At 63.4% G+C, this 19,191-nt stretch carries 20 protein-coding genes; 9 read left to right on the top strand and 11 right to left on the bottom strand.

Annotation, left to right across the window (positions count from 1 at the left end; all coding sequences use genetic code 11):
• The first annotated feature begins 36 nt into the window (after positions 1–36).
• From VGO04_RS13200 to VGO04_RS13185, 4 genes are all read left to right on the top strand, one after another.
• On the top strand, positions 37–432 hold the full coding sequence (locus VGO04_RS13200) for a hypothetical protein (RefSeq protein WP_327496402.1): 396 nt from the start codon (positions 37–39) through the stop codon (positions 430–432).
• A 129-nt stretch (positions 433–561) separates the two neighbouring features.
• Positions 562–1,935 carry a PepSY domain-containing protein gene (locus VGO04_RS13195; RefSeq protein ID WP_327496401.1) on the top strand — a complete coding sequence of 458 codons (1,374 nt, stop codon included), beginning with the start codon at positions 562–564 and terminating at the stop codon, positions 1,933–1,935.
• 173 nt (positions 1,936–2,108) lie between these two features.
• The gene (locus tag VGO04_RS13190; protein ID WP_327496400.1) at positions 2,109–4,442 is read left to right on the top strand and encodes a sensor domain-containing protein; all 2,334 of its coding nucleotides are present in this window, start codon (positions 2,109–2,111) and stop codon (positions 4,440–4,442) included.
• Positions 4,443–4,599: 157 nt separating this feature from the next.
• The gene (locus VGO04_RS13185; protein WP_327496398.1) at positions 4,600–5,385 is read left to right on the top strand and encodes a L,D-transpeptidase family protein; all 786 of its coding nucleotides are present in this window, start codon (positions 4,600–4,602) and stop codon (positions 5,383–5,385) included.
• Between the two features lie 81 nt (positions 5,386–5,466).
• Here VGO04_RS13185 and VGO04_RS13180 read toward each other — a convergent pair whose 3' ends face one another.
• Positions 5,467–5,943 carry a MarR family transcriptional regulator gene (locus VGO04_RS13180; protein ID WP_327496397.1) on the bottom strand — a complete coding sequence of 159 codons (477 nt, stop codon included), beginning with the start codon at positions 5,941–5,943 and terminating at the stop codon, positions 5,467–5,469.
• Between the two features lie 115 nt (positions 5,944–6,058).
• On the opposite strand from VGO04_RS13180, the gene VGO04_RS13175 reads away from it, so the two are divergent.
• On the top strand, positions 6,059–6,481 hold the full coding sequence (locus VGO04_RS13175; RefSeq protein ID WP_104667730.1) for an organic hydroperoxide resistance protein: 423 nt from the start codon (positions 6,059–6,061) through the stop codon (positions 6,479–6,481).
• Between the two features lie 130 nt (positions 6,482–6,611).
• Positions 6,612–6,896, top strand: coding sequence for a hypothetical protein (locus VGO04_RS13170; protein WP_327496396.1), 285 nt, complete (start codon positions 6,612–6,614; stop codon positions 6,894–6,896).
• Between the two features lie 24 nt (positions 6,897–6,920).
• On the opposite strand, the gene VGO04_RS13165 is transcribed toward VGO04_RS13170, so the two are convergent.
• The gene (locus tag VGO04_RS13165) at positions 6,921–7,133 is read right to left on the bottom strand and encodes an alkylphosphonate utilization protein (RefSeq protein ID WP_327496395.1); all 213 of its coding nucleotides are present in this window, start codon (positions 7,131–7,133) and stop codon (positions 6,921–6,923) included.
• 89 nt (positions 7,134–7,222) lie between these two features.
• Positions 7,223–8,785, bottom strand: coding sequence for a helicase HerA-like C-terminal domain-containing protein (locus tag VGO04_RS13160; RefSeq protein ID WP_327496394.1), 1,563 nt, complete (start codon positions 8,783–8,785; stop codon positions 7,223–7,225).
• A gap of 340 nt (positions 8,786–9,125) precedes the next feature.
• Here VGO04_RS13160 and VGO04_RS13155 point away from each other — a divergent pair, with 340 nt between their 5' ends.
• On the top strand, positions 9,126–9,518 hold the full coding sequence (locus tag VGO04_RS13155) for a hypothetical protein (RefSeq protein WP_104667725.1): 393 nt from the start codon (positions 9,126–9,128) through the stop codon (positions 9,516–9,518).
• Between the two features lie 83 nt (positions 9,519–9,601).
• Here the strand turns inward: VGO04_RS13155 and VGO04_RS13150 are convergent, their stop codons facing one another.
• Both VGO04_RS13150 and wrbA read right to left on the bottom strand, forming a co-directional pair.
• Positions 9,602–10,804, bottom strand: coding sequence for an MFS transporter (locus VGO04_RS13150; protein ID WP_327496393.1), 1,203 nt, complete (start codon positions 10,802–10,804; stop codon positions 9,602–9,604).
• The gene (gene wrbA / locus VGO04_RS13145) at positions 10,804–11,436 is read right to left on the bottom strand and encodes an NAD(P)H:quinone oxidoreductase (protein WP_327496392.1); all 633 of its coding nucleotides are present in this window, start codon (positions 11,434–11,436) and stop codon (positions 10,804–10,806) included. The genes VGO04_RS13150 and wrbA overlap by 1 nt, the downstream gene beginning before the upstream one ends.
• Positions 11,437–11,541: 105 nt before the next feature.
• On the opposite strand from wrbA, the gene VGO04_RS13140 reads away from it, so the two are divergent.
• The gene (locus VGO04_RS13140; RefSeq protein ID WP_327496391.1) at positions 11,542–12,501 is read left to right on the top strand and encodes a LysR family transcriptional regulator; all 960 of its coding nucleotides are present in this window, start codon (positions 11,542–11,544) and stop codon (positions 12,499–12,501) included.
• On the opposite strand, the gene VGO04_RS13135 is transcribed toward VGO04_RS13140, so the two are convergent.
• The 3 genes from VGO04_RS13135 to VGO04_RS13125 form a co-directional block, all read right to left on the bottom strand.
• The gene (locus VGO04_RS13135; protein WP_327496390.1) at positions 12,498–13,658 is read right to left on the bottom strand and encodes an MFS transporter; all 1,161 of its coding nucleotides are present in this window, start codon (positions 13,656–13,658) and stop codon (positions 12,498–12,500) included. The two genes, VGO04_RS13140 and VGO04_RS13135, sit on opposite strands and share 4 nt — an antisense overlap.
• A gap of 93 nt (positions 13,659–13,751) precedes the next feature.
• The gene (locus VGO04_RS13130) at positions 13,752–14,588 is read right to left on the bottom strand and encodes an aldo/keto reductase (RefSeq protein WP_327496389.1); all 837 of its coding nucleotides are present in this window, start codon (positions 14,586–14,588) and stop codon (positions 13,752–13,754) included.
• Between the two features lie 102 nt (positions 14,589–14,690).
• Entirely contained in the window at positions 14,691–15,872 is a 1,182-nt protein-coding gene (locus tag VGO04_RS13125) for an MFS transporter (RefSeq protein ID WP_327496388.1), read from the bottom strand.
• A gap of 141 nt (positions 15,873–16,013) precedes the next feature.
• On the opposite strand from VGO04_RS13125, the gene VGO04_RS13120 reads away from it, so the two are divergent.
• A complete protein-coding gene (locus tag VGO04_RS13120; protein ID WP_327496387.1) occupies positions 16,014–16,907 on the top strand; it encodes a LysR family transcriptional regulator in 894 nt (297 codons plus the stop codon).
• A gap of 18 nt (positions 16,908–16,925) precedes the next feature.
• Here the strand turns inward: VGO04_RS13120 and tam are convergent, their stop codons facing one another.
• The 3 genes from tam to VGO04_RS13105 all read right to left on the bottom strand — a co-directional run bounded on the left by tam (position 16,926) and on the right by VGO04_RS13105 (position 19,125).
• A complete protein-coding gene (gene tam / locus VGO04_RS13115) occupies positions 16,926–17,699 on the bottom strand; it encodes a trans-aconitate 2-methyltransferase (protein ID WP_327496386.1) in 774 nt (257 codons plus the stop codon).
• An 11-nt stretch (positions 17,700–17,710) separates the two neighbouring features.
• Positions 17,711–18,373: a haloacid dehalogenase type II gene (locus VGO04_RS13110; protein WP_327496385.1), complete on the bottom strand. Its 663-nt coding sequence runs from the start codon at positions 18,371–18,373 to the stop codon at positions 17,711–17,713.
• A gap of 191 nt (positions 18,374–18,564) precedes the next feature.
• Positions 18,565–19,125 carry a phosphatase gene (locus VGO04_RS13105; RefSeq protein ID WP_327496384.1) on the bottom strand — a complete coding sequence of 187 codons (561 nt, stop codon included), beginning with the start codon at positions 19,123–19,125 and terminating at the stop codon, positions 18,565–18,567.
• Positions 19,126–19,191: the final 66 nt, after the last annotated feature.

The following is a 19,191-nucleotide window of genomic DNA, read 5'->3' as shown; positions in this document are numbered from 1 at the left end:
GGACTTTAGCAATCGGTCTCGACTTCGGGGGTATATTTGGCACGACGGTTTCTGGGAGATCGCCTGACGGATCTGGCGGCGCGCATGCTTTGCGCGCTGGTTCTCGTCGTGTCGGCCCTCGTCCAGCAGCCTGCCGCGGCCATGCCGGTCGCGCCGGACATGGCCGCCTACGTCCTTCCAGACGGCACCTTCGCAGACCTATGTCTCACCGGTCATGACGATGCTGACGGCAAAGGCGGCACGAAGTGCCATGGGTGCCAGTCCTGCTGCCTCGTCGCGCCCGGTACTCTTCCAGCGCCCTATCGGGTCTCTGCCCCGCCACAGTCTCCTGCGGTGCTGCCGGCTCTTCAATCCAATGAGCTTGTGCTCGTCCGTTCCGTTCTTCTGACCGGAGCCGGGCCAAGAGCGCCCCCATCCGCCTTCTCCGCCTGATGTCCGCCTGACGGCGGCAGTCCAGCCGAGACCGCATCGAAAGCATTCGACGCGGCGGGCTGCGATCCGAAGCCGTCCTGCCCCTCAAAGAGGCGAAGTCGCGCAATGCGGTCTTCCCCGGAGAAAACCATGACAACCGCATCCTTCACCGACGCCGCGGCGCAGCCGGTGGCCGCCGAGCGCGGTATTTCGCTCTATCGTGCCATCTGGCGCTGGCATTTTTTCGCCGGCCTGCTCGTCATTCCCTTCATGATCAGCCTGGCCGTGACGGGCGGGCTCTATCTCTTCAATGACGAGATCGATGACACCGTCTTCGCCTACCGCAACATCGTCTCGGTTGGCGCCGAACGGTTGCCCCCTTCCGCGATCGCAGCCACGGCGGCGGAGTCCGTTCCTGGCAGCGCCGCGGTTTCCTATCGCACGCCGGCGGCAGCCGACCGTTCCGCGCGTGTCACGGTCGGCATCGGCAAGGCCCGCATGCTGGTTTTCGTCGATCCCTACACGGGCGCCATCCTCGACCGGGTAGCACCTTCGGAAGAGTTCAACCAGGTGGTCGAGGATCTGCACAGTCTCGACTATTTCGGCAAGTCGGTCGAAACGATCATCGAAATCGCCGCCGGCTTTGCCATCCTGCTCGTCTTTACCGGCATCTATCTCTGGTGGCCGCGCCAGCAGACCGGAGGCGTGCTGACGGTACGCGGCACGCCGAAACGCCGCGTCTTCTGGCGCGATCTTCATGCCGTGACCGGCATTGGAGCGGGGGTGCTGATCGTTTTCCTCGCCTTCTCCGGGCTTCTGTGGTCCGGTTACTGGGGCGCTTCCGTCAACGGCAAGCTGACGGCGATGGGGCTGGGGTATCCTGCACAGCTTTGGGATGAGGTGCCGACCTCAGCCAAGGTTTCAACGGACGTCCTGCCAAAGGCCGGCTGGTTGATGGAGAACGCGCCGGTTCCTCTTTCCGGTTCTGGCAACCCCGCCGGGCCGATCGGGCTCGACCGCGCCGTCGAGATTGTCGACGCCGCCGGCATGCTGCCAGGCTATGAGCTGGCGATCCCCATGGATGAGGCCGGCGTCTACACAGCTGCGATCTTCCCAGCAGATCTCGCACGGGAACGTACGATCCACATCGACCAGTATTCCGGCAAGCCGCTCGTAGATATCGCCTTCGGCGACTATCCGGCGCTCGGAAAGGCGATCGAATGGAGCATCAACGTGCACAAGGGGCAGGAGTGGGGACGCTTCAACCAGTTGCTGATGCTCGCCGCCTGCATTTCCATCGTGCTCGTGTCCCTTTCTGCCGTCGTCATGTGGTGGAAGCGCCGCCCGGCCGGTCGCATCGGCGTGCCGCCGATGCCGCCGAAACGCAGCGTCTATGCAGGATTGTGGATCATGGCGATTGCCTTCGGACTGGCTTTTCCGCTGACCGGGCTTGCGATCGTCGTGATGGTGATTGCCGATCAGCTGTTGATGCTCATTCCCCAGGCGCGCAAACGCCTGTCTTGATCAGGCGCATGGGGTGGCATCGGCCACCCCTTTTCGGGTCCGTGCAACTTGGAGATTGCAACCTCTACACGATTTTTCTACAAGTTATTTAGGAAGGGCTAACTCTTGCTCGTCTAACGTGAAGTGGGGAAAGATCGACCAGCGACGCGACGACCCGCGTCGGGAGGTTTTGCTTGGCGAAGAACACGTCCCGCAATCCACGATACGCTGCCTTGAACGCCGGCGGCAACGAAGACACACGTCGGCTGATCGATGCCAGCAACCGGCTGGCCGAGGAAGTTGCGCGCATCTTTCCCAACGAACCTGACATCGCCGACCGCCACTACTGGTTGGAAACGATGATCAACCACGTGCCCGACTACATCTACGCCAAGGATGTCGAAGGCCGATTCCTGATCGCCAACCAGGTGACGGTTGCCGACAACGGTCTCGAGGCGCTGAAGGACATCGTCGGCAAGACCGATTTCGATCTCCATCCGCCGCAAATGGCAAAGGCGATCGCCGACATCGAGCGTCGCGTCATTGAAACTGGCGAGCCGATCTTCGGCATCGAGGAGAAGGCGATCGTCAGCAAGGGCCGCGACCGCTGGCTGATGACCTCCAAGGTGCCGCTGCGCAACAAGAGCGGCAAGATCGTCGGCATCGTCGGCGTGTCGCGGGATATTTCCGACCGCAAGGCCGCCGAGCGCCTGCTCGAGGGGCAGGCCCGCCTGCTGGAGATGATTGCCAAGGGCCGGCCGCTCGACGAGTTCTTCCGCGACATGATCCTTTTGATCGAGGTATTGATGCCCGGGATCAAGGGCTCGGTGCTGTTGCTCTCGGCTGATGGCCGTTATCTCTTCCACGGCGCAGCGCCAAGCCTCGACGAGAGCTATTGCCAGACGATCCATGGCGTCGAGATCGGGCCTAGCATGGGGTCCTGCGGTACCGCCGCCTGGCGTGGCGAGCAGGTGATCGTATCGGACATTCTCGTCGACCCGCTGTGGGACGATTATCGCGAGCTCGTTCGGCCCTATGGCTTTCGTTCCTGCTGGTCGACCCCGATCCATTCACGCGAGCGCAAGGTGCTTGGGACCTTCGCGCTTTACTCCGGCTCGGTCGGCGTGCCCGATGACGGCCAGAAGGAACTGATCGCGATGGCGGCGCACCTCGCCGGAATCGCGATCGAGCGCAAGCAGGCCGAGGATCGCATCAGCTTCATGGCGCATCACGACGCCTTGACCGGCCTGCCGAACCGGGCTCTCTTCGAGGAGCAGGTCGCGAAAGCGCTGGAGGCCCTGCGCGGCACCGATCAGTGGGCGGTGCTTGCCTTCCTCGATCTCGACAATTTCAAGCTGGTCAACGATACGCTCGGCCATGCCGCCGGCGACGAGCTGCTGAAGGTGACGGCCTCGCGCATGCGCACGTCTGTGCGCAAATCCGACATGGTTGTGCGCGTCGGCGGCGATGAGTTCATCCTGCTTCTGAACGGGCTTCCCTGCGAGCGGGATATCGTGCTGGCCCGACTGGAGGACATCCGTCGCGCCATCGCTGCGCCGATGCAGATCGAGGGGCGGACCCTGCAGGTCACCTGTAGCATGGGCGTCGCCTGTTTCCCCAACCAGGGCACGACCGTCGGTGAGCTCCTCGCCAATGCCGACATGGCGATGTATCGCGCCAAGGAACTCGGCCGCAACAACCTCCAGGTCTTCACCGAGGAAATGGCCGCCAAGGCCCACGAGAAGCTAAAGCAGCAGGAAGAGTTGCGCAAGGCGATCGCTCGCGAGGAGTTTTTCCTCCAGTTTCAGCCGCAGATGAACCTGGCCAACGGCCGCGTTTTCGCGGCAGAGGCACTGTTGCGCTGGTGTCATCCGGAGAGGGGCACGGTCTCGCCGGCCGACTTCATTCCGCTCGCCGAAGAAACCGGACTGATCGTGCCGATCGGCGACTGGGTACTGCACGCCGCCTGCCGCCAGGCGAGGGCCTGGCAGGATGCCGGCTTGCCGCCGCTGATCGTCAGCGTCAACGTCTCGGCGCGCCAGTTCCGCGAGCGCAATTGGGCCGGTCATGTCGCGGCCATTCTCGCCGAAACCGGGCTTGATCCGTGCTGCCTCGAGCTCGAGCTGACCGAGAGCCTGATCATGCAGGACGTTCCGGGCGCGATTGCGACCATGCACGAGTTGCAGACGATCGGGGTGCACTTGGCCATCGACGATTTCGGCACCGGCTATTCAAGCCTCAGCGCCTTGAAGCGGTTTCCGGTCCGCCGCCTGAAGATCGATCGGTCCTTCGTCGCGGACATCCCGACGGATCTCGACGACAATGCCATCACCGCAGCGATCATTTCGCTCGCCCGGAACCTGGGGCTGCGCGTCATTGCCGAAGGCGTGGAGACCCAGGCGCAGGTCGAGTTTCTCCGGCAAAGCGGCTGCGACGAGATCCAGGGATATTTCTTCAGCCGGCCGCTCTCGGCCGCGGATTTCGAAACGCTGATGCGCCAGCCGCGGTTTCGCGCTCACAGCGTTTGAGAATTGACCACGGTTAGCGGCTCCGTTGGTGGCGCCGCGCAAGCCTCGTTCCAGCCGCAAATGCAAGCATCGCCTAATTCGGCGGAGCTGTGCGAAGCATTTCGTTAAGCAATTTCATGCAGCACTGCCATGCCGCACTCAAGCCTTTCAGAGTTCGATGTCTTCAGTCCTTTTCTCCCGCCGTCAGTTTCTGCGCTCGTCCGGCCTGGCCCTTGCCTCCGCTGGTCTGGCGGGCTGCACTTCGTCGATGAACACGGACGTCTTCCGTTATGAGACGGCACCGGTGTTTCGCAATCCGGCACTTGAGGGTCGCTTTACCGACCCGCGCGCGGAAGGCGTGTATGAGGGGCCTGGCGGCGAGGGGCCTCTGCCGACCGGCCTGCCGCCGCAAGGTCTCTACGTTTCGGACATCTACGCCAGCGTCAGCGATGGCGGCTACCAGGTGCCGGAAATTCCCTATCGCCAGATCGACGCGCGCTTCTATCGGCAGGAGGTCAGCGATCCCTTCGGCGAACAGCCGGGAACGATCGTCGTCGATACCGGCGACCGCTATCTTTATCTGATCCAGCCGGGCGGCCGGGCGTTACGCTACGGTGTCGGCCTCGGTCGCGAAGGCTTTGCCTGGTCGGGCCGCGGCGTCATTCAGTGGAAACAGAAATGGCCACGCTGGACCCCGCCTGACAGCATGGTCGCGCGTCAGCCGCAGTTGAAGCCCTATTCGGCCAGCAATGGCGGCATGGCGCCGGGCCTCAACAACCCCTTGGGGTCACGCGCGCTTTACATTTTCCAGAACGGCCAGGACACGCTCTATCGCGTTCACGGCACGCCGGAATGGAAGTCGATCGGCAAGGCGGTGTCATCCGGCTGCGTGCGCATGCTCAACCAGGATGTGATGGATCTCTACGATCGCGTTCGCGGCAAGGCGCCGATCCTCGTCATCTGATTTGTGTGAGGGGCGGGGTACTGCTCCGCCCGAACCCTGGTCCAGGCCTCGGCCGCAAGCCGCTTTCATTCCTGGGGGCAGTCAGCCTGCATTCTGGCTGGTGGTCAGCTGCCGCGTTAGTTGATGCAGCGTCTCGCGGATTTCTCCGGCTTCTTCCAGGCTGCAGCCCGAGGCCTTGCCGATGTCCACGAGAATGCCGAAGGCTTCGCGTTTCAACTCGCGGCCCTTGTCCGTCAGGCGCACGATGACCTGCCGCTCGTCGCCCGGATCGCGCTGGCGAGCGACGTAACCCGCAGCCTCTAGCCGTTTCAGAAGCGGTGACAGCGTGCCGGAATCAAGGCCGATCTCTTCGCCAATGCGCTTGACCGTCATTTCGTCCTGTTGCCAGAGCGCCAGCAGCACGAGATATTGTGGATAGGTGAGACCAAAACGGTCGAGCAGCGGCTTGTAGGCGCGGTTGAAGGCATGCGCTGCCGAATAGACGGCAAAGCAGAGCTGCTTGCCGAGCGCCAGTGCCTCTTCGGGGATGTCGTCGATATGTGCCGCCTTGTTCGCCATGGCCGCATTCTCGCAAAAACTTGCCAAAAATGCAATTTGCAAAATTAATTTGCGTACAATTGAATTTTGCGCTATCTAAACTCGCATCCAACCGGAAACGCAAAGGAGAACGCCAATGCCCATTCTGTATCGCACCACTGCATCTGCAACCGGCGGCCGCGCTGGCCAGGCCAAGAGCGCTGACGGCGTTCTCGATGTCACCCTCACCGTGCCGAAGGAACTCGGCGGCGACGGTGCGCGCGGCACCAACCCGGAACAGCTCTTTGCAGCCGGCTATTCGGCCTGCTTCCTCGGCGCGCTGAAGTTCGTTGCCGGCAAGGAAAAGGTAAAGCTTCCGGAAGACACGACCGTGACGGGAACCGTCGGCATCGGCCCGCGCGAAGACGGCACCGGCTTCGGCATTGACGCAGCGCTTCAGATCTCGTCGCCGGGCGTCGACAAGGCCGTGCTCGAAGACCTCGTGCAGAAAGCCCACATCGTTTGCCCCTACAGCCATGCGACCAAGGGCAATATCGACGTCAAGTTGACCGTCGCCTGACACAGGCGCGCCTGAAACTGCAAAAGCCCGGCGGATGGTTCCGCCGGGCTTTTGCGTTGAAATGAATTCTGCCTTCGCGCTAGCGCAAGTTTCTCGTCCACGAGGGGCGGGTGTGTCTGGAACCGAGCCGATGCTCAAGGCGTTTTATGGGCAGGAGAACAGTCGCATGATCGCTGCACCAAAAAACACCAGATCGAAAGGCAGGCGCGCGGGGCGCGACGTGGAATGCCAGTTTGCAATTCGTGAAGAGTTCGAACTTTTGACCGATCTCGCCGAGCGCCTGGGATGGCATTGCGACGAAATTGCGCTTGGCCTGCTGGAGCTGGTCGAGGATTATGTTTCGGCGCGCCGCTCCGGCGTGACCCAAGACGCTGGACCAGACGTCCTCGGCGCGACAAACAGGACGCGCCATTGACGTGGAAGCCCCCGCGTCTTTTCTCTAGGCCTTCTTCAAGAATTCCGTGCGCAGCACCAGGCCCTTGATCTTCTCGACCCGGCACTCGACTTCATCGGGATTGTCGGTGAGGCGGATGCCCTTGACCATTGTCCCACGCTTGAGTGTCGTCGAGGTTCCCTTGACCTTCAGATCCTTGATCAGGGTGACGTTGTCGCCATCCGCCAGAATGGCTCCGTTCGAATCCTTCACGTCCACGATCGTCTTCCTTTCGAAATGAAGACGCGCCCCGATCGAGATCGGAGCGCGTGCGAATGTCCGACCTGCTCCGTTGCAGGCCAAATCGTTTACCGCCGGCTGAGGCTGCCGAGGATGCCGCGCACCAGCGCCCGGCCGACCTGGGTGGCGACGGTGCGGGCGACCGATTTCATTGCGGCCTCGACCACCGTCTCGCGTTGGTAGCCGGCACTGCGCGGCTTTGCCTGCTTTCCGGCCGGCGCTGCCGGCTCGTCGTCGCCGAAGCCGGGCAGCGTCCAGCGGCTGCCGCCGGTGCTCGCCTCCGTCGGTTGCTGAGCGGCCTCTGCTTGCGCGTCGGCCGTCTTCTTGGCGCGTGCGGCGAGCATTTCGTAGGCCGATTCGCGGTCGAAGTCCTCGTCATAAAGGCCCCGCACCGGGCTCACATCCATCACCTTCTGCCGTTCAGCGTCGGTCAGCGGACCGACGCGCGACTGTGGCGGGCGCACGAGCGTGCGCTCGACCATCGAGGGCGCACCCTTGGCTTCGAGCGTCGAGACCAGCGCTTCGCCGGTGCCGAGATTGGTGATGACGGTGGCGCAGTCGAAGTCCGGGTTCGGCCGGAACGTGTCGGCGGCGGTCTTCACTGCCTTCTGGTCGCGTGGCGTATAGGCACGCAGCGCATGCTGGACGCGGTTGCCAAGCTGCCCAAGCACCGTGTCCGGCACGTCGAGCGGGTTCTGGGTGACGAAATAGACGCCCACGCCCTTGGAGCGGATCAGGCGCACGACCTGCTCGACGCGCTCGATCAGTGCCTTCGGCGCATCGTTGAAGAGCAGGTGCGCCTCGTCGAAGAAGAACACCAGCTTCGGTTTTTCCGGGTCGCCCACTTCGGGCAGTTCCTCGAACAGTTCCGAAAGCAGCCAAAGCAGGAAGGTCGCGTAGAGCCGCGGGTTCATCATCAGCTTGTCGGCGGCAAGCACGGAGATTGCGCCGCGTCCGTCATTGGTGGTGCGCATGATGTCGGTGATCTTGAGCGCCGGTTCGCCGAAGAAGTGCTCCGCCCCCTGCTGCTCGAGGATCAGCAGTTCGCGCTGGATCGAGCCGACCGACGACTTGGAGATGAAGCCATACTGGTTGGAAAGCTCGCTGGCATTGTCGCCCATGTAGTTAAGCAGCGCCTGCAGGTCTTTCAGATCTAAAAGCGGCAACCCGCCCTGGTCGGCGATCTTGAAGGCGATGTTGAGCACGCCTTCCTGCGCGTCGGTGGCGTTCATCAGCCGCGACAGAAGCAGCGGGCCCATCTCCGACATGGTGGTGCGGACACGATGGCCCTTCTCGCCGTAGATATCCCAGAAGATGACGGGGAATTCCTGGAACTCGTAAGGGTTCGTCGGCAGGCCGATCTGCTCGGCGCGCTTGGTGATGAAATCCTTCGGTTCGCCGATCGCGCCGATGCCGGAGAGGTCGCCTTTCACGTCGGCGCAGAACACCGGCACGCCGGCATTGGCAAAGCCTTCGGCGAGGATCTGCAGGGTGATCGTTTTACCGGTGCCGGTGGCGCCGGTGATCAAGCCGTGGCGGTTGCCGAATTTGAGCTCCAGATACTCGCCCTTGTTGATCGAATCATCAGGCTTGCGGCTGGCGCCGATAAAGAGCTTGCCTTCTTCCAACATGTGGGCTTCATCTCCGTTTCATCAATGAAAGCGGGCGGTTCGCGGTTCTCCGCAAGTGCCCGTCATCGAAATGTGGCTGGCTCTATGTTATAGGTGGTGCGGTTCCGCGCGGCAACAAGACTGTGTCAGCCTGCAACCGGAAAGACGACGCGGCAACTGCCGGCGAATTGTCGCCTTGCCATGAACTTGGCGCGATGAAGCCACAGGGTTGAGACGGTGGCGCAAGGTCTGACTGGGCCCGCGCAAAACCGTTGTCGTCGGGTCGTTCGCAGCTTGTCATTGCCGATGCGATCATTTACCTTGACGTCAACGTCAAAAATCCAAGTGAGGGAGTTTTTCCATGAATGAACTGGTCACGCGCGTTGCCGAGAATGTTGGCATCGAGCCGGCAACGGCCGAAAAGGCTGTCGGCATGATCCTCGGCTTTCTGCAGCGCGAAGCCGCTGACGGCCCGGTTGCCCAGATGATCGAAGCGATCCCGGGCGCTTCCGACCTGATCGCCCAGTACAACGGCGAAGGCACCGGCGGTGGCGGCCTGCTCGGTGGCCTGATGTCGGCCATCGGTGGTGGCGGCGTCATGGCACTCGGCCAGCAGCTGATGAGCCAGGGCCTCGGCATGGGCGAAATCACCGGTCTTGCCAAGGAAACCATTGCATTTGCAAAGGAAAAGGCCGGCGCGGACGTCGTCGACGAGGTGGTTGCCTCGGTTCCGGGCCTCAGCCAGTTCGTCTGATCCCAGGCATAATTGCCGTGAATACCGAACCCACCGGTTTGCCGCCGGTGGGTTTTTCTTTGCCGCTGAAAGGCCGCCATTCGTCAGCGCGGCTGCGCCCGCATCCGCAGCCTTCGTTCGAGCGTTGCAGCAAGCAAGATGAAGATCAGGGCCCCGGTGCCGATGAAGGCGGCGCCGGAGGGCCAGCCAAAGCGCTCGATCGCCGTGCCGACGGCAACAGGACCGACAAGTTGTCCCAAATTGCTGCCCTGCATCAAAAGCCCCATAGCCAGCGGCGCAAGTGCCGGACGGGGTGAAAGGATCGGCGCTGTCGAGATCAACGTGGCGGGAATCATGCCGCCGATCGCCGAAAACAGGATGCAGAGCGCAAGCATCAGATGGCCGTCGGACTGGCTTAAGAAAATCCATAAGCCGAACACGCCCATCAGCACCGCGGCGGTCGCCACCAGCCGGCCGCGCGCAAAACCGTGTGACAGCAGCTGGGCGGCTGAGAGATTGCCGATCACGTTGACCAGGGTGATGACCGCCCCAAGAACCCCCACCGTCCCAAGCGAAACATGCAGGCGCTCGACCAGAAGGATCGGCAGGAAGCTGAAAAGTGTGAAGCTCATCAGGCTGTAGAGCGAGAACATCACGAAGAGCAGAACCGGTCCGCCGCTCGCAAGTGTCTCCTTCACGTCCTCGTGCAGCCGGCCGACGACGTGCGGGATAGCGCCGGACGGCGACACCGCAACGAAGATAGACAGCAGGCTTGCGAATGTGATCAGGCCGTTGCTCCACCAGATCGCATGCCAGCTGCCAAAGAACGGGCCCGTCAGCATGGCGATCGCCATGCCTGCGGGCATGAAGCAGCTCCACAGGGCAAAGACGAGATCGCGCCGGTCGGCGGTTGCGAGCCGCATGAGAATGGCCGGTCCGGCGACGACGACGAGCAGGAAGCCAAAGCCCTCGACGATGCGCGAGAGCAGGAGCAGCGTGAAGCTCTGACTTGCCGCGCCGGCAAAGGTGCCAAGCGCAAGCATCGCCATCCCGACCCCAAGCAGGCGGCGATCGTCAACCGCGGCGACGATTGCGCCTGCCGGCATGCCGCCGACGAAACCGACGACGGCAAAGACGGAGGTGACCCAGCCGAGGGTTGCCAGATCAAGCCCGAGGTCGGCCTGCAGCATCGGCCCGGCGATCAGCCCCTTGCCGACCTGCATCGCGGCAACGACGCCGGCGACAACGACAGCCGCCACGCCGGCCCAACGGGTCTTGTCTTTCAAGGGTGCATTGGCGGCGATCATCACGCGGTCTCCGGCACCCGCGCCCGTCCGGCGACAAGTGCCATCGCCAGTTCCGCGACGTGCCTGCCCTGGAAACGCGCGCCCTCAAGCTCGTTGTGGCTGGGCTGGCGGTCGCCGCCGTTGCCATCGTCGGCAAGCGTCGACGCACCGTAGGGCGATCCGCCGGTGATCTCGTCCATGCGCATCTGGCCTTTGAAGCTGTAGGGCAGGCCGGCGATCACTATGCCGAGATGCAGCAGCACCGTGTGGGTTGCGAGAATCGTCGATTCCTGACCGCCATGCTGGCTTCCGGTCGAGGTGAATACGCTGCCGATACGCCCCACCAGGGCATCACGTGCCCAGATGCCACCGGCCTGGTCGAGAAAGTTCTTCATCTGCGCGGCCATGTTGCCGAAGCGCGTCGGGGTGCCGATGATGATCGCGTCATAGTCCGGCAGTTCCGCGACGGTTGCGATCGGCGCGTCCTGGTCGCGCTTGTAACCGGCCTTGGCGGCAACGGCGTCGGGAACGATCTCCGGGACACGCTTGAGAGCGGCCGTGGCGCCGGCCGCGCGTGCGCCTTCGGCGACCGCCGCCGCCATGGTCTCGATATGGCCGTAAGACGAGTAGTAGAGGACAAGCACCTTGGTCATCTTGTTTGCTTTCTGCTGGAGCGTCGCTGTCACAGAAAAGATGGGTGTTTTTCTCGATCTACAGGAGTGATATAAATTTCATCAATATGATCTATAGGATCGATCATGCTGGATGCCCTGACACTCGACCAGATGCGGACATTTGTTACCGTCGCCGAAAGCGGCAGCTTCCGCGCCGGCGCCGGCAAGCTCTCGCGGGTGCAGTCGGCCGTCAGCCACGCCATCGCTAACCTCGAGGCGGAGCTTGGCGTCCTGTTGTTCGACCGCTCCGGACATCGGCCGGTGCTGACGCCGGAAGGGCGGGCGCTGCTGTCGAACGCCCGCGACATCCTGCTGAGGGTAGACGCGATGCGCGCCCGCGCCCGCGGCCTTGGCGAAGGCATCGAGCTGGAACTGTCGCTGATCGTCGATACGCTGTTTCCGATCGAGACCGTTGGTGCGGCGCTGAAACAGATGCGGGGCACTTACCCCAATGTCTCGATCAGACTTGCGGTTTCGCCGTTGGGCGGGCCGCTTGACGGCATCGTCGATCGTCACTTCACGCTCGGCATCACCGTGGGCGAGGACTTTCGCGATCCGGCCATCGCCCGCAAGGCGCTGACCGCTGTCGAGATCGTGGCGGTCGTTGCCAGCCATCATCCTTTGGGCCAGCGTACCGGCGAGGGCGCGCTGGAAAACGCCGCACTTGCAGACCACCTGCAGATCGTCCAGTCGGATCCGTCCGAGCGGACAGCGGGCCGGGACTTCGGTGTGATATCGCCGCAGACCTGCCGCGTCAGCAACCAGGATGCGAAGCACGCAATGATCCTGTCGGGCCTGGGGTGGGGGCGGCTTCCGCTTTGGCAGGTGGAGCGCGATCTGGGCGAAGGCCGGCTCGTGCGCGTGCCGACGGCCGCCCTTGGCCGCAACAGCCAGGTAAGCGCTGAGGCCTATCTTGTCCACCGGATCGACGAGCCGCTCGGCCCCGCCGCCCGTGTTTTCGGAGAGGCGCTAACCCTGCTTTGTTCGGACGCCCGGAACATCCGGTCGTCGAGTGGCGTTCCCGGTAGCGGAAATACGCTCTAGCGGCGACCGGCGGCTGCAAAAACCAGCGTGAAGACGACGAGGATGGCGCCGACGCCGAGCGGGCCGGCGACCGGGGTGATGAAATTCATCAGCGCGCCGGTGGCGCCTGACCCCGCGGCACTGCCGGCGGCGTAGGCAAGCGAGAAGGCGGCGCTGCCGGCAACGAGCATGCTGCCGCGGTATTCTTCGCCGAGCATCGTCAAGGCCGCCGTATAGAGCGCGAAGCTGGCGGCGCCGATGCAGGCGAAGATCATCAAAAGCACGACATCGGAGGAGATGAACGGCACAAGCAGATAGCCAATGGCCGCGACGGCTGCTGCCGAAATCGCCACGCGACGGCGCGGCAGGCGATCGAGCAGCACGCCGATAAAGGGCTGCGCGAGTGCGGTCGGGATCGCCAGCGCCGTGACGCTGAGGGCGGCGAAAGCCTGGCTGTGGCCCGTCTTGACGAAATAGACGGGCATGGCGGAGATCGCCGCGATATCGGCAAAGCCGAACATCAGCACCATCAGGATCAGGATCGGCGCCTTCTTGAAGAAGGCGAAGAGGTCGCGTGTCGACGAGGGCTCGGGCCGCGTGCGGGCACCCATGGTCAGAAGCCCGGTGAGAAAGGCGACGAGCGCGATGTAGATGGCAAGCAGCGCAAAGCCCAGGCCGCCAGCAGTGCCAAGCAGCGGGATTGCCAGCGGGCCGGCGGCAAAGCCGCCGCACATGCCGGCGCCATAGAGGCCGGAAACCCGGCCGCGCAACCGGTCGGGGCAAGCGGTGTTCAGCCAGGCCTCACCCAGCATGAAGACCATGCTGACGAAGAAGCCCAGCGCAAAGCGGGCGACAAACCAGATGGCAAGCTCGGACGTCGAGGCAAGCGTCGCAAGGCAGATCGAGCAGCCGCAAAGGCTGGCGATGATCAGCTTGTCGGCGGAGGCGCGCTGGGTCAGGCGGCCGAGAAGCAGCGTTGCCGCGCCAAGTCCTGCGGCAAAGCCCATGGCATTCAGGCCGATCATGCCGGCAGAAACGCCGCGACCTTCGAGCGAAAGCGAGATCAGCGGATAGGTCAGCCCTTGAGCGACAGAGAAGGCGGTGACACCGAGAACCACGGCAATGATTGCCGGCCAGTCCGGGGCAAAATCACTCGCGTCAGCGCCATGCAACGACATCGCCCCCTCCCTCTGATCGGTGTCTGCGGGCCATGTCCATAGCCTATCCGCCGCCGGCTGGGAATGGACCGGCGGCGGATTGATGAGCCTTTGTCAGGCGGCCTTGTCCCAGGCCGGCGCCAGGCCCTCAGGGTTGACGATCCGGCCATCGGGACGCGCAAGCGCGTGGATATCAGCCATCTCGCCGTCACCGAGCGCGAAATCGAAGATCGCGAAATTCTCCTTGAGGCGGTCGATGGTCGCGGTCTTGGAAAGCGTGATCACGTCCTTCTGCTGGACCAGCCAGCGAAGAACCACCTGGGCGGCGGTCTTGCCATGGCGCGCGCCGATCTCCTTCAAGAGCGGATCGCTCGGCACCTTGCCGTTCGCCATCGCGTAATAGGCGGTGATCGACATGCCGTGCCTGCGGGCGATGTCGAGAACCTTGGTCTGGTCGAGATAGGGATGGTACTCGACCTGGTTGGTGGCGATCGGCGCATCGCTGAGCTTCACCGCCTCTTCCATCTGCGCCGTGTTGAAGTTGCTGACGCCGATGTGACGCACCTTGCCGGCCTTCTGGACCTCGTTCAGAGCGCCGATGCGCTCGGCCATAGGCACGTCGCTACCGCCCGGCCAATGCAGAAGGAGCAGATCGACATGGTCGGTCTTCAGCTTTTTGAGGCTCTCGTCGACGGACGCGAGAAAATCGCGGTGCGCATATTTGTCCACCCAGACCTTGGTGGTGAGGAAGATGTCGGCGCGCGAGACGCCGGACATGTGGATGGCTTCGCCGACTTCGGCTTCGTTGCCATAGATCTGCGCCGTGTCGACGTGGTGGAAGCCGAGCTTCAGCGCTTCCGGTAGCACGCGCAGCACATCGGCGCCGGGCATGCGGAAGGTGCCGAAGCCGAGCGCCGGGATATTGGCACCGTTGGACGTGACGGAATGCATGGTGGGTAACTCCTTGATATTGGCCATGTGAGGCGTGCGCCCGGCCGAAAGAGGCCGGGCGTGAAAGCAACGATGTTATAGGTGGTCTTCGGGACCGCCTCTTCAAGCGGCCTGGTAGGCAGCGCCGGTCCGGCGATCGAGAGCGCCGCTCAAAAGTGTGAGCATCAGCGCGGCAGCGACGAGCAGGGCGCCGACCACAGGCGTCATGCCGAGACCGAGCGGCGAGGCGACGACGACGCCACCGAGCCAAGCGCCGACGGCGATGCCGAGGTTGAAGGCGGCGATGTTCAGCGCCGAGGCGACGTCGACGGCACCGGGACGGTGCTGCTTGGCGAGCTGCACGACGTAGAGCTGCAGGCCCGGAACGTTGGCGAAGGACAGGAAGCCGAGGGCCGCGAGCGTCACCAGCGTCAGCACCGGCGAGGGGGCCGTGAAGGTGAAGAGCACGAGGACGGCCGCCTGCGCCAGGAACAATCCAACCAGTGCCTTCACCGGGTCACGGTTGGCGATCTTGCCGCCTGCAATGTTGCCGATGGCGATGGCGAGCCCGTAGAGCACGAGGATCAGGCTGACGGCGCCTTCGGAAAAGCCGGTGATTTCCTGCAGGATCGGCGCGAGGAAGGTGAAGGCGACGAAAGTGCCGCCATATCCGAGCGCCGTCATGGCAAAGACGATCAGCAGGCGGCCGGAGCCGAGCACGCGCACCTGATCGACGAGCTTGGCCGGCGGCGCCTTCTTCAGCGTATTCGGCAGCAGGATCGCGATGGCGGCAAGTGCGATGACACCGAGGCCGGTAACGGCCCAGAAGGTTGCCCGCCAGCCGAAGGTCTGACCGATCCAGGTGCCGAGCGGCACGCCGGTCACGATCGCGACGGTGAGACCCATGAACATCATGGCGATCGCCGACGCGCGGCGATCTTCCGGAACGAGATCGGCCGCAATGGTCGAGCCGACCGAGAAGAACACGCCATGGGCAAAGGCCGAGACGACGCGGGCAACGAGCAGCGGCTCGTAGCTCGGTGACAGTGCTGCTGCGGCATTGCCGACGATGAACAGCGCCATCAGGCCGATGAGCAGCGGCTTTCGTTCGATCCCGCCGGTGAGCGCGGTCAGCACCGGGGCGCCGAAGGTGACGCCAAGCGCGTAGACGCTGACAATCAGGCCGGCGAGCGGCAGGGTAATGTTGAGATCGGTGGCGACCGTCGGCAGCAGTCCGACGATCACGAATTCGGTGGTTCCGATCGCATAGGCGGCGATCGTCAGGGCAAGCAGTGCTATGGGCACGACAGTACCTTTCCCGCCCGGCTGGGAGGGACCGGACGCGTTGGTTGTTGATGATGTCGAGCGGAATATGAGGCTTGGCACTCCATACGATAATACGCATAATCGGACAAACGATCGTGAATTCAATTCAAAGGACGTCATGTGGACAATCGGGCCGGTGAGATGGAGGTCTTTGTTGCGGTCTCACAAACCCGCAGCTTTTCAGCGGCAGCCCGGCGGCTGAAGCTGTCGCCTTCGGCCGTCAGCAAGCTGGTGACCCGCATCGAGGATCGGCTTGGCACGCGCCTGCTCGTTCGTTCGACCCGGACGCTGCAGTTGACGCCGGAGGGGGAGGTCTATCTCCAGCGCGCGCAGCGCATCCTTGCGGAAATCGCCGAGACGGAGCTACTGGTCGCTGCCGGCGGCCGCACGGTGCCGCGCGGGCCGCTGCGGGTGAACGCCGCGGTCGGTTTCGGTGAGCGCTACATCATGCCGCTCGCGCCCGAGTTCCTGGCGCGTTTTCCCGACGTCCAACTCGACCTGACGCTCACCGACAGCATGATCGACGTCGTCGGCGAGCGCGCGGACGTGGCGATCCGCACCGGACCGTTGCGTGATTCATCCTTGAAGGCGCGCAAGCTGATGGAAAGCAGGCCGGTGGTCATCGCATCACCTGCCTATCTGGAGAAGCATGGGGTCCCGCAGACGCCCGATGATCTCGATGGCCACAACTGCCTCCGCTTCAACTTCCGCCGCAGTGTCGACGAATGGGCGTTCCGCAGGCCGGGCCAATCGACGGTGGAGCACCGCACCGTCTTCGGCAACATGCAGGTATCGAGCGGCTCGATCGTGCGCCAGCTCTGCCTTCAGGGTGTCGGCATCGGTCGCATCGGCCGGTTTCATGTCGAACAGGACTTCGAAGCCGGGAGGCTGGTGCCGCTGCTTGAGGACTATCAGTCCGGCGAAATCGAGATTGTCTACGCCGTCTATGCCGGACACGAACATCTCGCAGCCCGCATTCGCGCCTTCATCGATTTTCTGGTCGAGCGCATGTAACCGGCTTGCGCTGTCAGGCTATCCGGCCTTGACCGCGACGATGAAGAGCCTTGGAAAGCGCAGAAGCACCTTGCCGTCGTCCATTGCCGGATAGGCCGCTCGAATCCGGTCCGTGTAGTCGGCAAGATAGGCGTCGCGGCTGTCGGTCGGCAGGGTGTCGAGATAGGGCCTGAGGCCGGTACCCTTCACCCATTCGACGATCGCTTCGGCATTTGCGAGCCGATGGTAGTAGATCGTGTGCCAGACTTCGACGCTTGCCGCCCGCGGCGCCAGAGCCTGAACGTAGGTCGCGGGTGCCGGAAGCGGATTGCGGCGAATGGTCTTGCCGGCAAAGGCATCGGCAAACCGCAGACTGCGGGCCGTCTCTTCCATCAGCAAATGCGTCGGTTCACCAAGGTTGTCCGGCATCTGGACGGCGAGTGTCCCTCCGGCGGCGAGCGCTTTCATCAGCCGTTCGAAGATCGTGAGGTGGTTCGGCAACCACTGGAAAACGGCGTTGCCGTAAAACAGCGACGCGCCGTCAGGCGGGACCCAGCTTGCGAGATCCGCTCTTTCAAAGGTGATGCCAGGCAGGCGTTTCGCCGCGGCGACGAGCATGTTGTCGTCGCTGTCGAGACCGGAGAGCGTCGCCTCGACAAATCGGTCGCGGATCAGTTCGGTGGAATTGCCGGGACCGCAACCGAGATCGAAGGCAGGGCCGGCGGGCAGTTCGGGCACCTGGGCCAGGAGATCGCGGGCAGGTCGGGTGCGTTCGTCTTCGAACTTCAGATACTGCGCTGGCGACCAGACCATGGAGAACTCCTTCAGATACCGAATTGCAAGCTTTCGAGCGAGGGCAGGATCAGGGCCGGCCCGTGATCGCGATATTCATCGGGCATATCGGCCCGGTTGATCCACACGGTGCGGAAACCGAACTTCGTCGCGCCGGCAATGTCCCAGCGGTTCGACGACTGGAACGAGACGGCGTGCGGATAGAGCCGGTAGCTGGTGGTGACGAGGTCGTAGACAGCAGGCGCCGTCTTGAAGGCCTTGACCGCGTCGACGGAAAAGACGTCGTCGATCACGATGTCGAGTGCGGCGTTGCGCACCGCTGACGCGAGCATGGCCGGCGAGCCGTTGGAAAGCACTGCGATCCGTGCGCCGCGTTCTTTCAGTCCCTTGAGGACCGCTGGCACTTCGGGGTAGCAGTCAAGCGTCCAATAGGCGTCGAGCAGCCGCTTGCGGAGCTTCGGATCGGCGGAGGGAAAGCGCGCGAAGGCATAGTCGAGCGACTGTTCGGTGAGCTGCCAGAAGTCCTGATAGCTGCCCATCAGCGAGCGCACCCAGGAGTATTCGAGCTGCTTGGCACGCCAGAGCTCGGAAAAAGCCTGGCCGTCCGGACCGATCTCCAACGCATGGCGTCTGACTGCCGCATGCACGTCGAACAACGTGCCGTAGGCGTCAAACACATAGGCCGCGTGGGACATCGTTTCCTCCCGTCAGTTGCCTCCGGCACGAACGGGATAATTGCCAAATCGTCCCGTCAAAGCCCGTCCGAAAACAAGGGCTTACAGCATCATGCCCGATCGGGCATCAAACTGTCTCCGTTCTTTTTCAGGATCATGGCAAATCTTTGTGCGTTGCACAACGGGGTAAGCACACCCGAGGCCCGTCGGTATCAGCCCTTGCCCGGTTTCCAGACTTTCGCGGGGAAGCGCAGCGCCTGTTTGGCGAGCCTGCCCTTGAGGCCGAGCGCGGTGTCGCAGAGGTTGACCACATGTCGATTCGGCTTGGCCTCCGGGCGCAGCGCATGGAGTGCAGCCGCTGCTTCTTCCGGCGGCATGTAGCGCGCAAGGATGCCGAGGGTGAGCGCCGTGGCGCGACCGATGCCGCGAAGGCAATGAACGAGCAGATGCGCATCCTTTGGCAGGCTGTCGACGAAGGCGAAGCTCGCCTCGATCGAGCCGATGCGCGCTGCATCCGGCTCGTCCGGGTCGGTGGTGTCGCCGAAATAGAGTTCCAGATGCTGTTCCGGCGGCAGCTCGATCATCGAAAGCAGCCGGCTGCCGGGCGCGCGGATCGAGATCAGGTGCGTCGGCGCCCAGATCGCCCGATTGTGCCGCGCTTCCGTTTGCGAGCTGACGATCACTCGGATCGGCCATCCGGCCGGATGCGCCGGATTGGCATTGAGAATGGGATGGTAGAGTTCATCCGCGGTGACGGCTGCCGCAAGCGCCATGACAGGACCTCTCTCGTGATTCTTTCCATCGGATTTTGCCCTGAAACCCGCTCTGACTTAAGGGCT

The organism is Ensifer sp. (assembly GCF_035999185.1).
Classification (GTDB): Bacteria; Pseudomonadota; Alphaproteobacteria; order Rhizobiales; family Rhizobiaceae; genus Ensifer.
The sequence above is the reverse complement of the archived record's forward strand: the minus strand, read 5'-3'. Positions and strand labels throughout refer to the sequence as shown.

Bases quoted from the DNA above. Each gene is read 5' to 3' on its own strand.
- VGO04_RS13195 (WP_327496401.1), top strand. From the start codon at position 562: ATGACAACCGCATCCTTCACCGACGCCGCGGCGCAGCCGGTGGCCGCC.
- VGO04_RS13185 (WP_327496398.1), top strand. From the start codon at position 4,600: ATGTCTTCAGTCCTTTTCTCCCGCCGTCAGTTTCTGCGCTCGTCCGGC.
- VGO04_RS13180 (WP_327496397.1), bottom strand. From the start codon at position 5,943: ATGGCGAACAAGGCGGCACATATCGACGACATCCCCGAAGAGGCACTG.
- VGO04_RS13175 (WP_104667730.1), top strand. From the start codon at position 6,059: ATGCCCATTCTGTATCGCACCACTGCATCTGCAACCGGCGGCCGCGCT.
- VGO04_RS13170 (WP_327496396.1), top strand. From the start codon at position 6,612: ATGCTCAAGGCGTTTTATGGGCAGGAGAACAGTCGCATGATCGCTGCA.
- VGO04_RS13160 (WP_327496394.1), bottom strand. From the start codon at position 8,785: ATGTTGGAAGAAGGCAAGCTCTTTATCGGCGCCAGCCGCAAGCCTGAT.
- VGO04_RS13155 (WP_104667725.1), top strand. From the start codon at position 9,126: ATGAATGAACTGGTCACGCGCGTTGCCGAGAATGTTGGCATCGAGCCG.
- VGO04_RS13150 (WP_327496393.1), bottom strand. From the start codon at position 10,804: ATGATCGCCGCCAATGCACCCTTGAAAGACAAGACCCGTTGGGCCGGC.
- wrbA (WP_327496392.1), bottom strand. From the start codon at position 11,436: ATGACCAAGGTGCTTGTCCTCTACTACTCGTCTTACGGCCATATCGAG.
- VGO04_RS13140 (WP_327496391.1), top strand. From the start codon at position 11,542: ATGCTGGATGCCCTGACACTCGACCAGATGCGGACATTTGTTACCGTC.
- VGO04_RS13135 (WP_327496390.1), bottom strand. From the start codon at position 13,658: ATGTCGTTGCATGGCGCTGACGCGAGTGATTTTGCCCCGGACTGGCCG.
- VGO04_RS13130 (WP_327496389.1), bottom strand. From the start codon at position 14,588: ATGCATTCCGTCACGTCCAACGGTGCCAATATCCCGGCGCTCGGCTTC.
- tam (WP_327496386.1), bottom strand. From the start codon at position 17,699: ATGGTCTGGTCGCCAGCGCAGTATCTGAAGTTCGAAGACGAACGCACC.
- VGO04_RS13110 (WP_327496385.1), bottom strand. From the start codon at position 18,373: ATGTCCCACGCGGCCTATGTGTTTGACGCCTACGGCACGTTGTTCGAC.
- VGO04_RS13105 (WP_327496384.1), bottom strand. From the start codon at position 19,125: ATGGCGCTTGCGGCAGCCGTCACCGCGGATGAACTCTACCATCCCATT.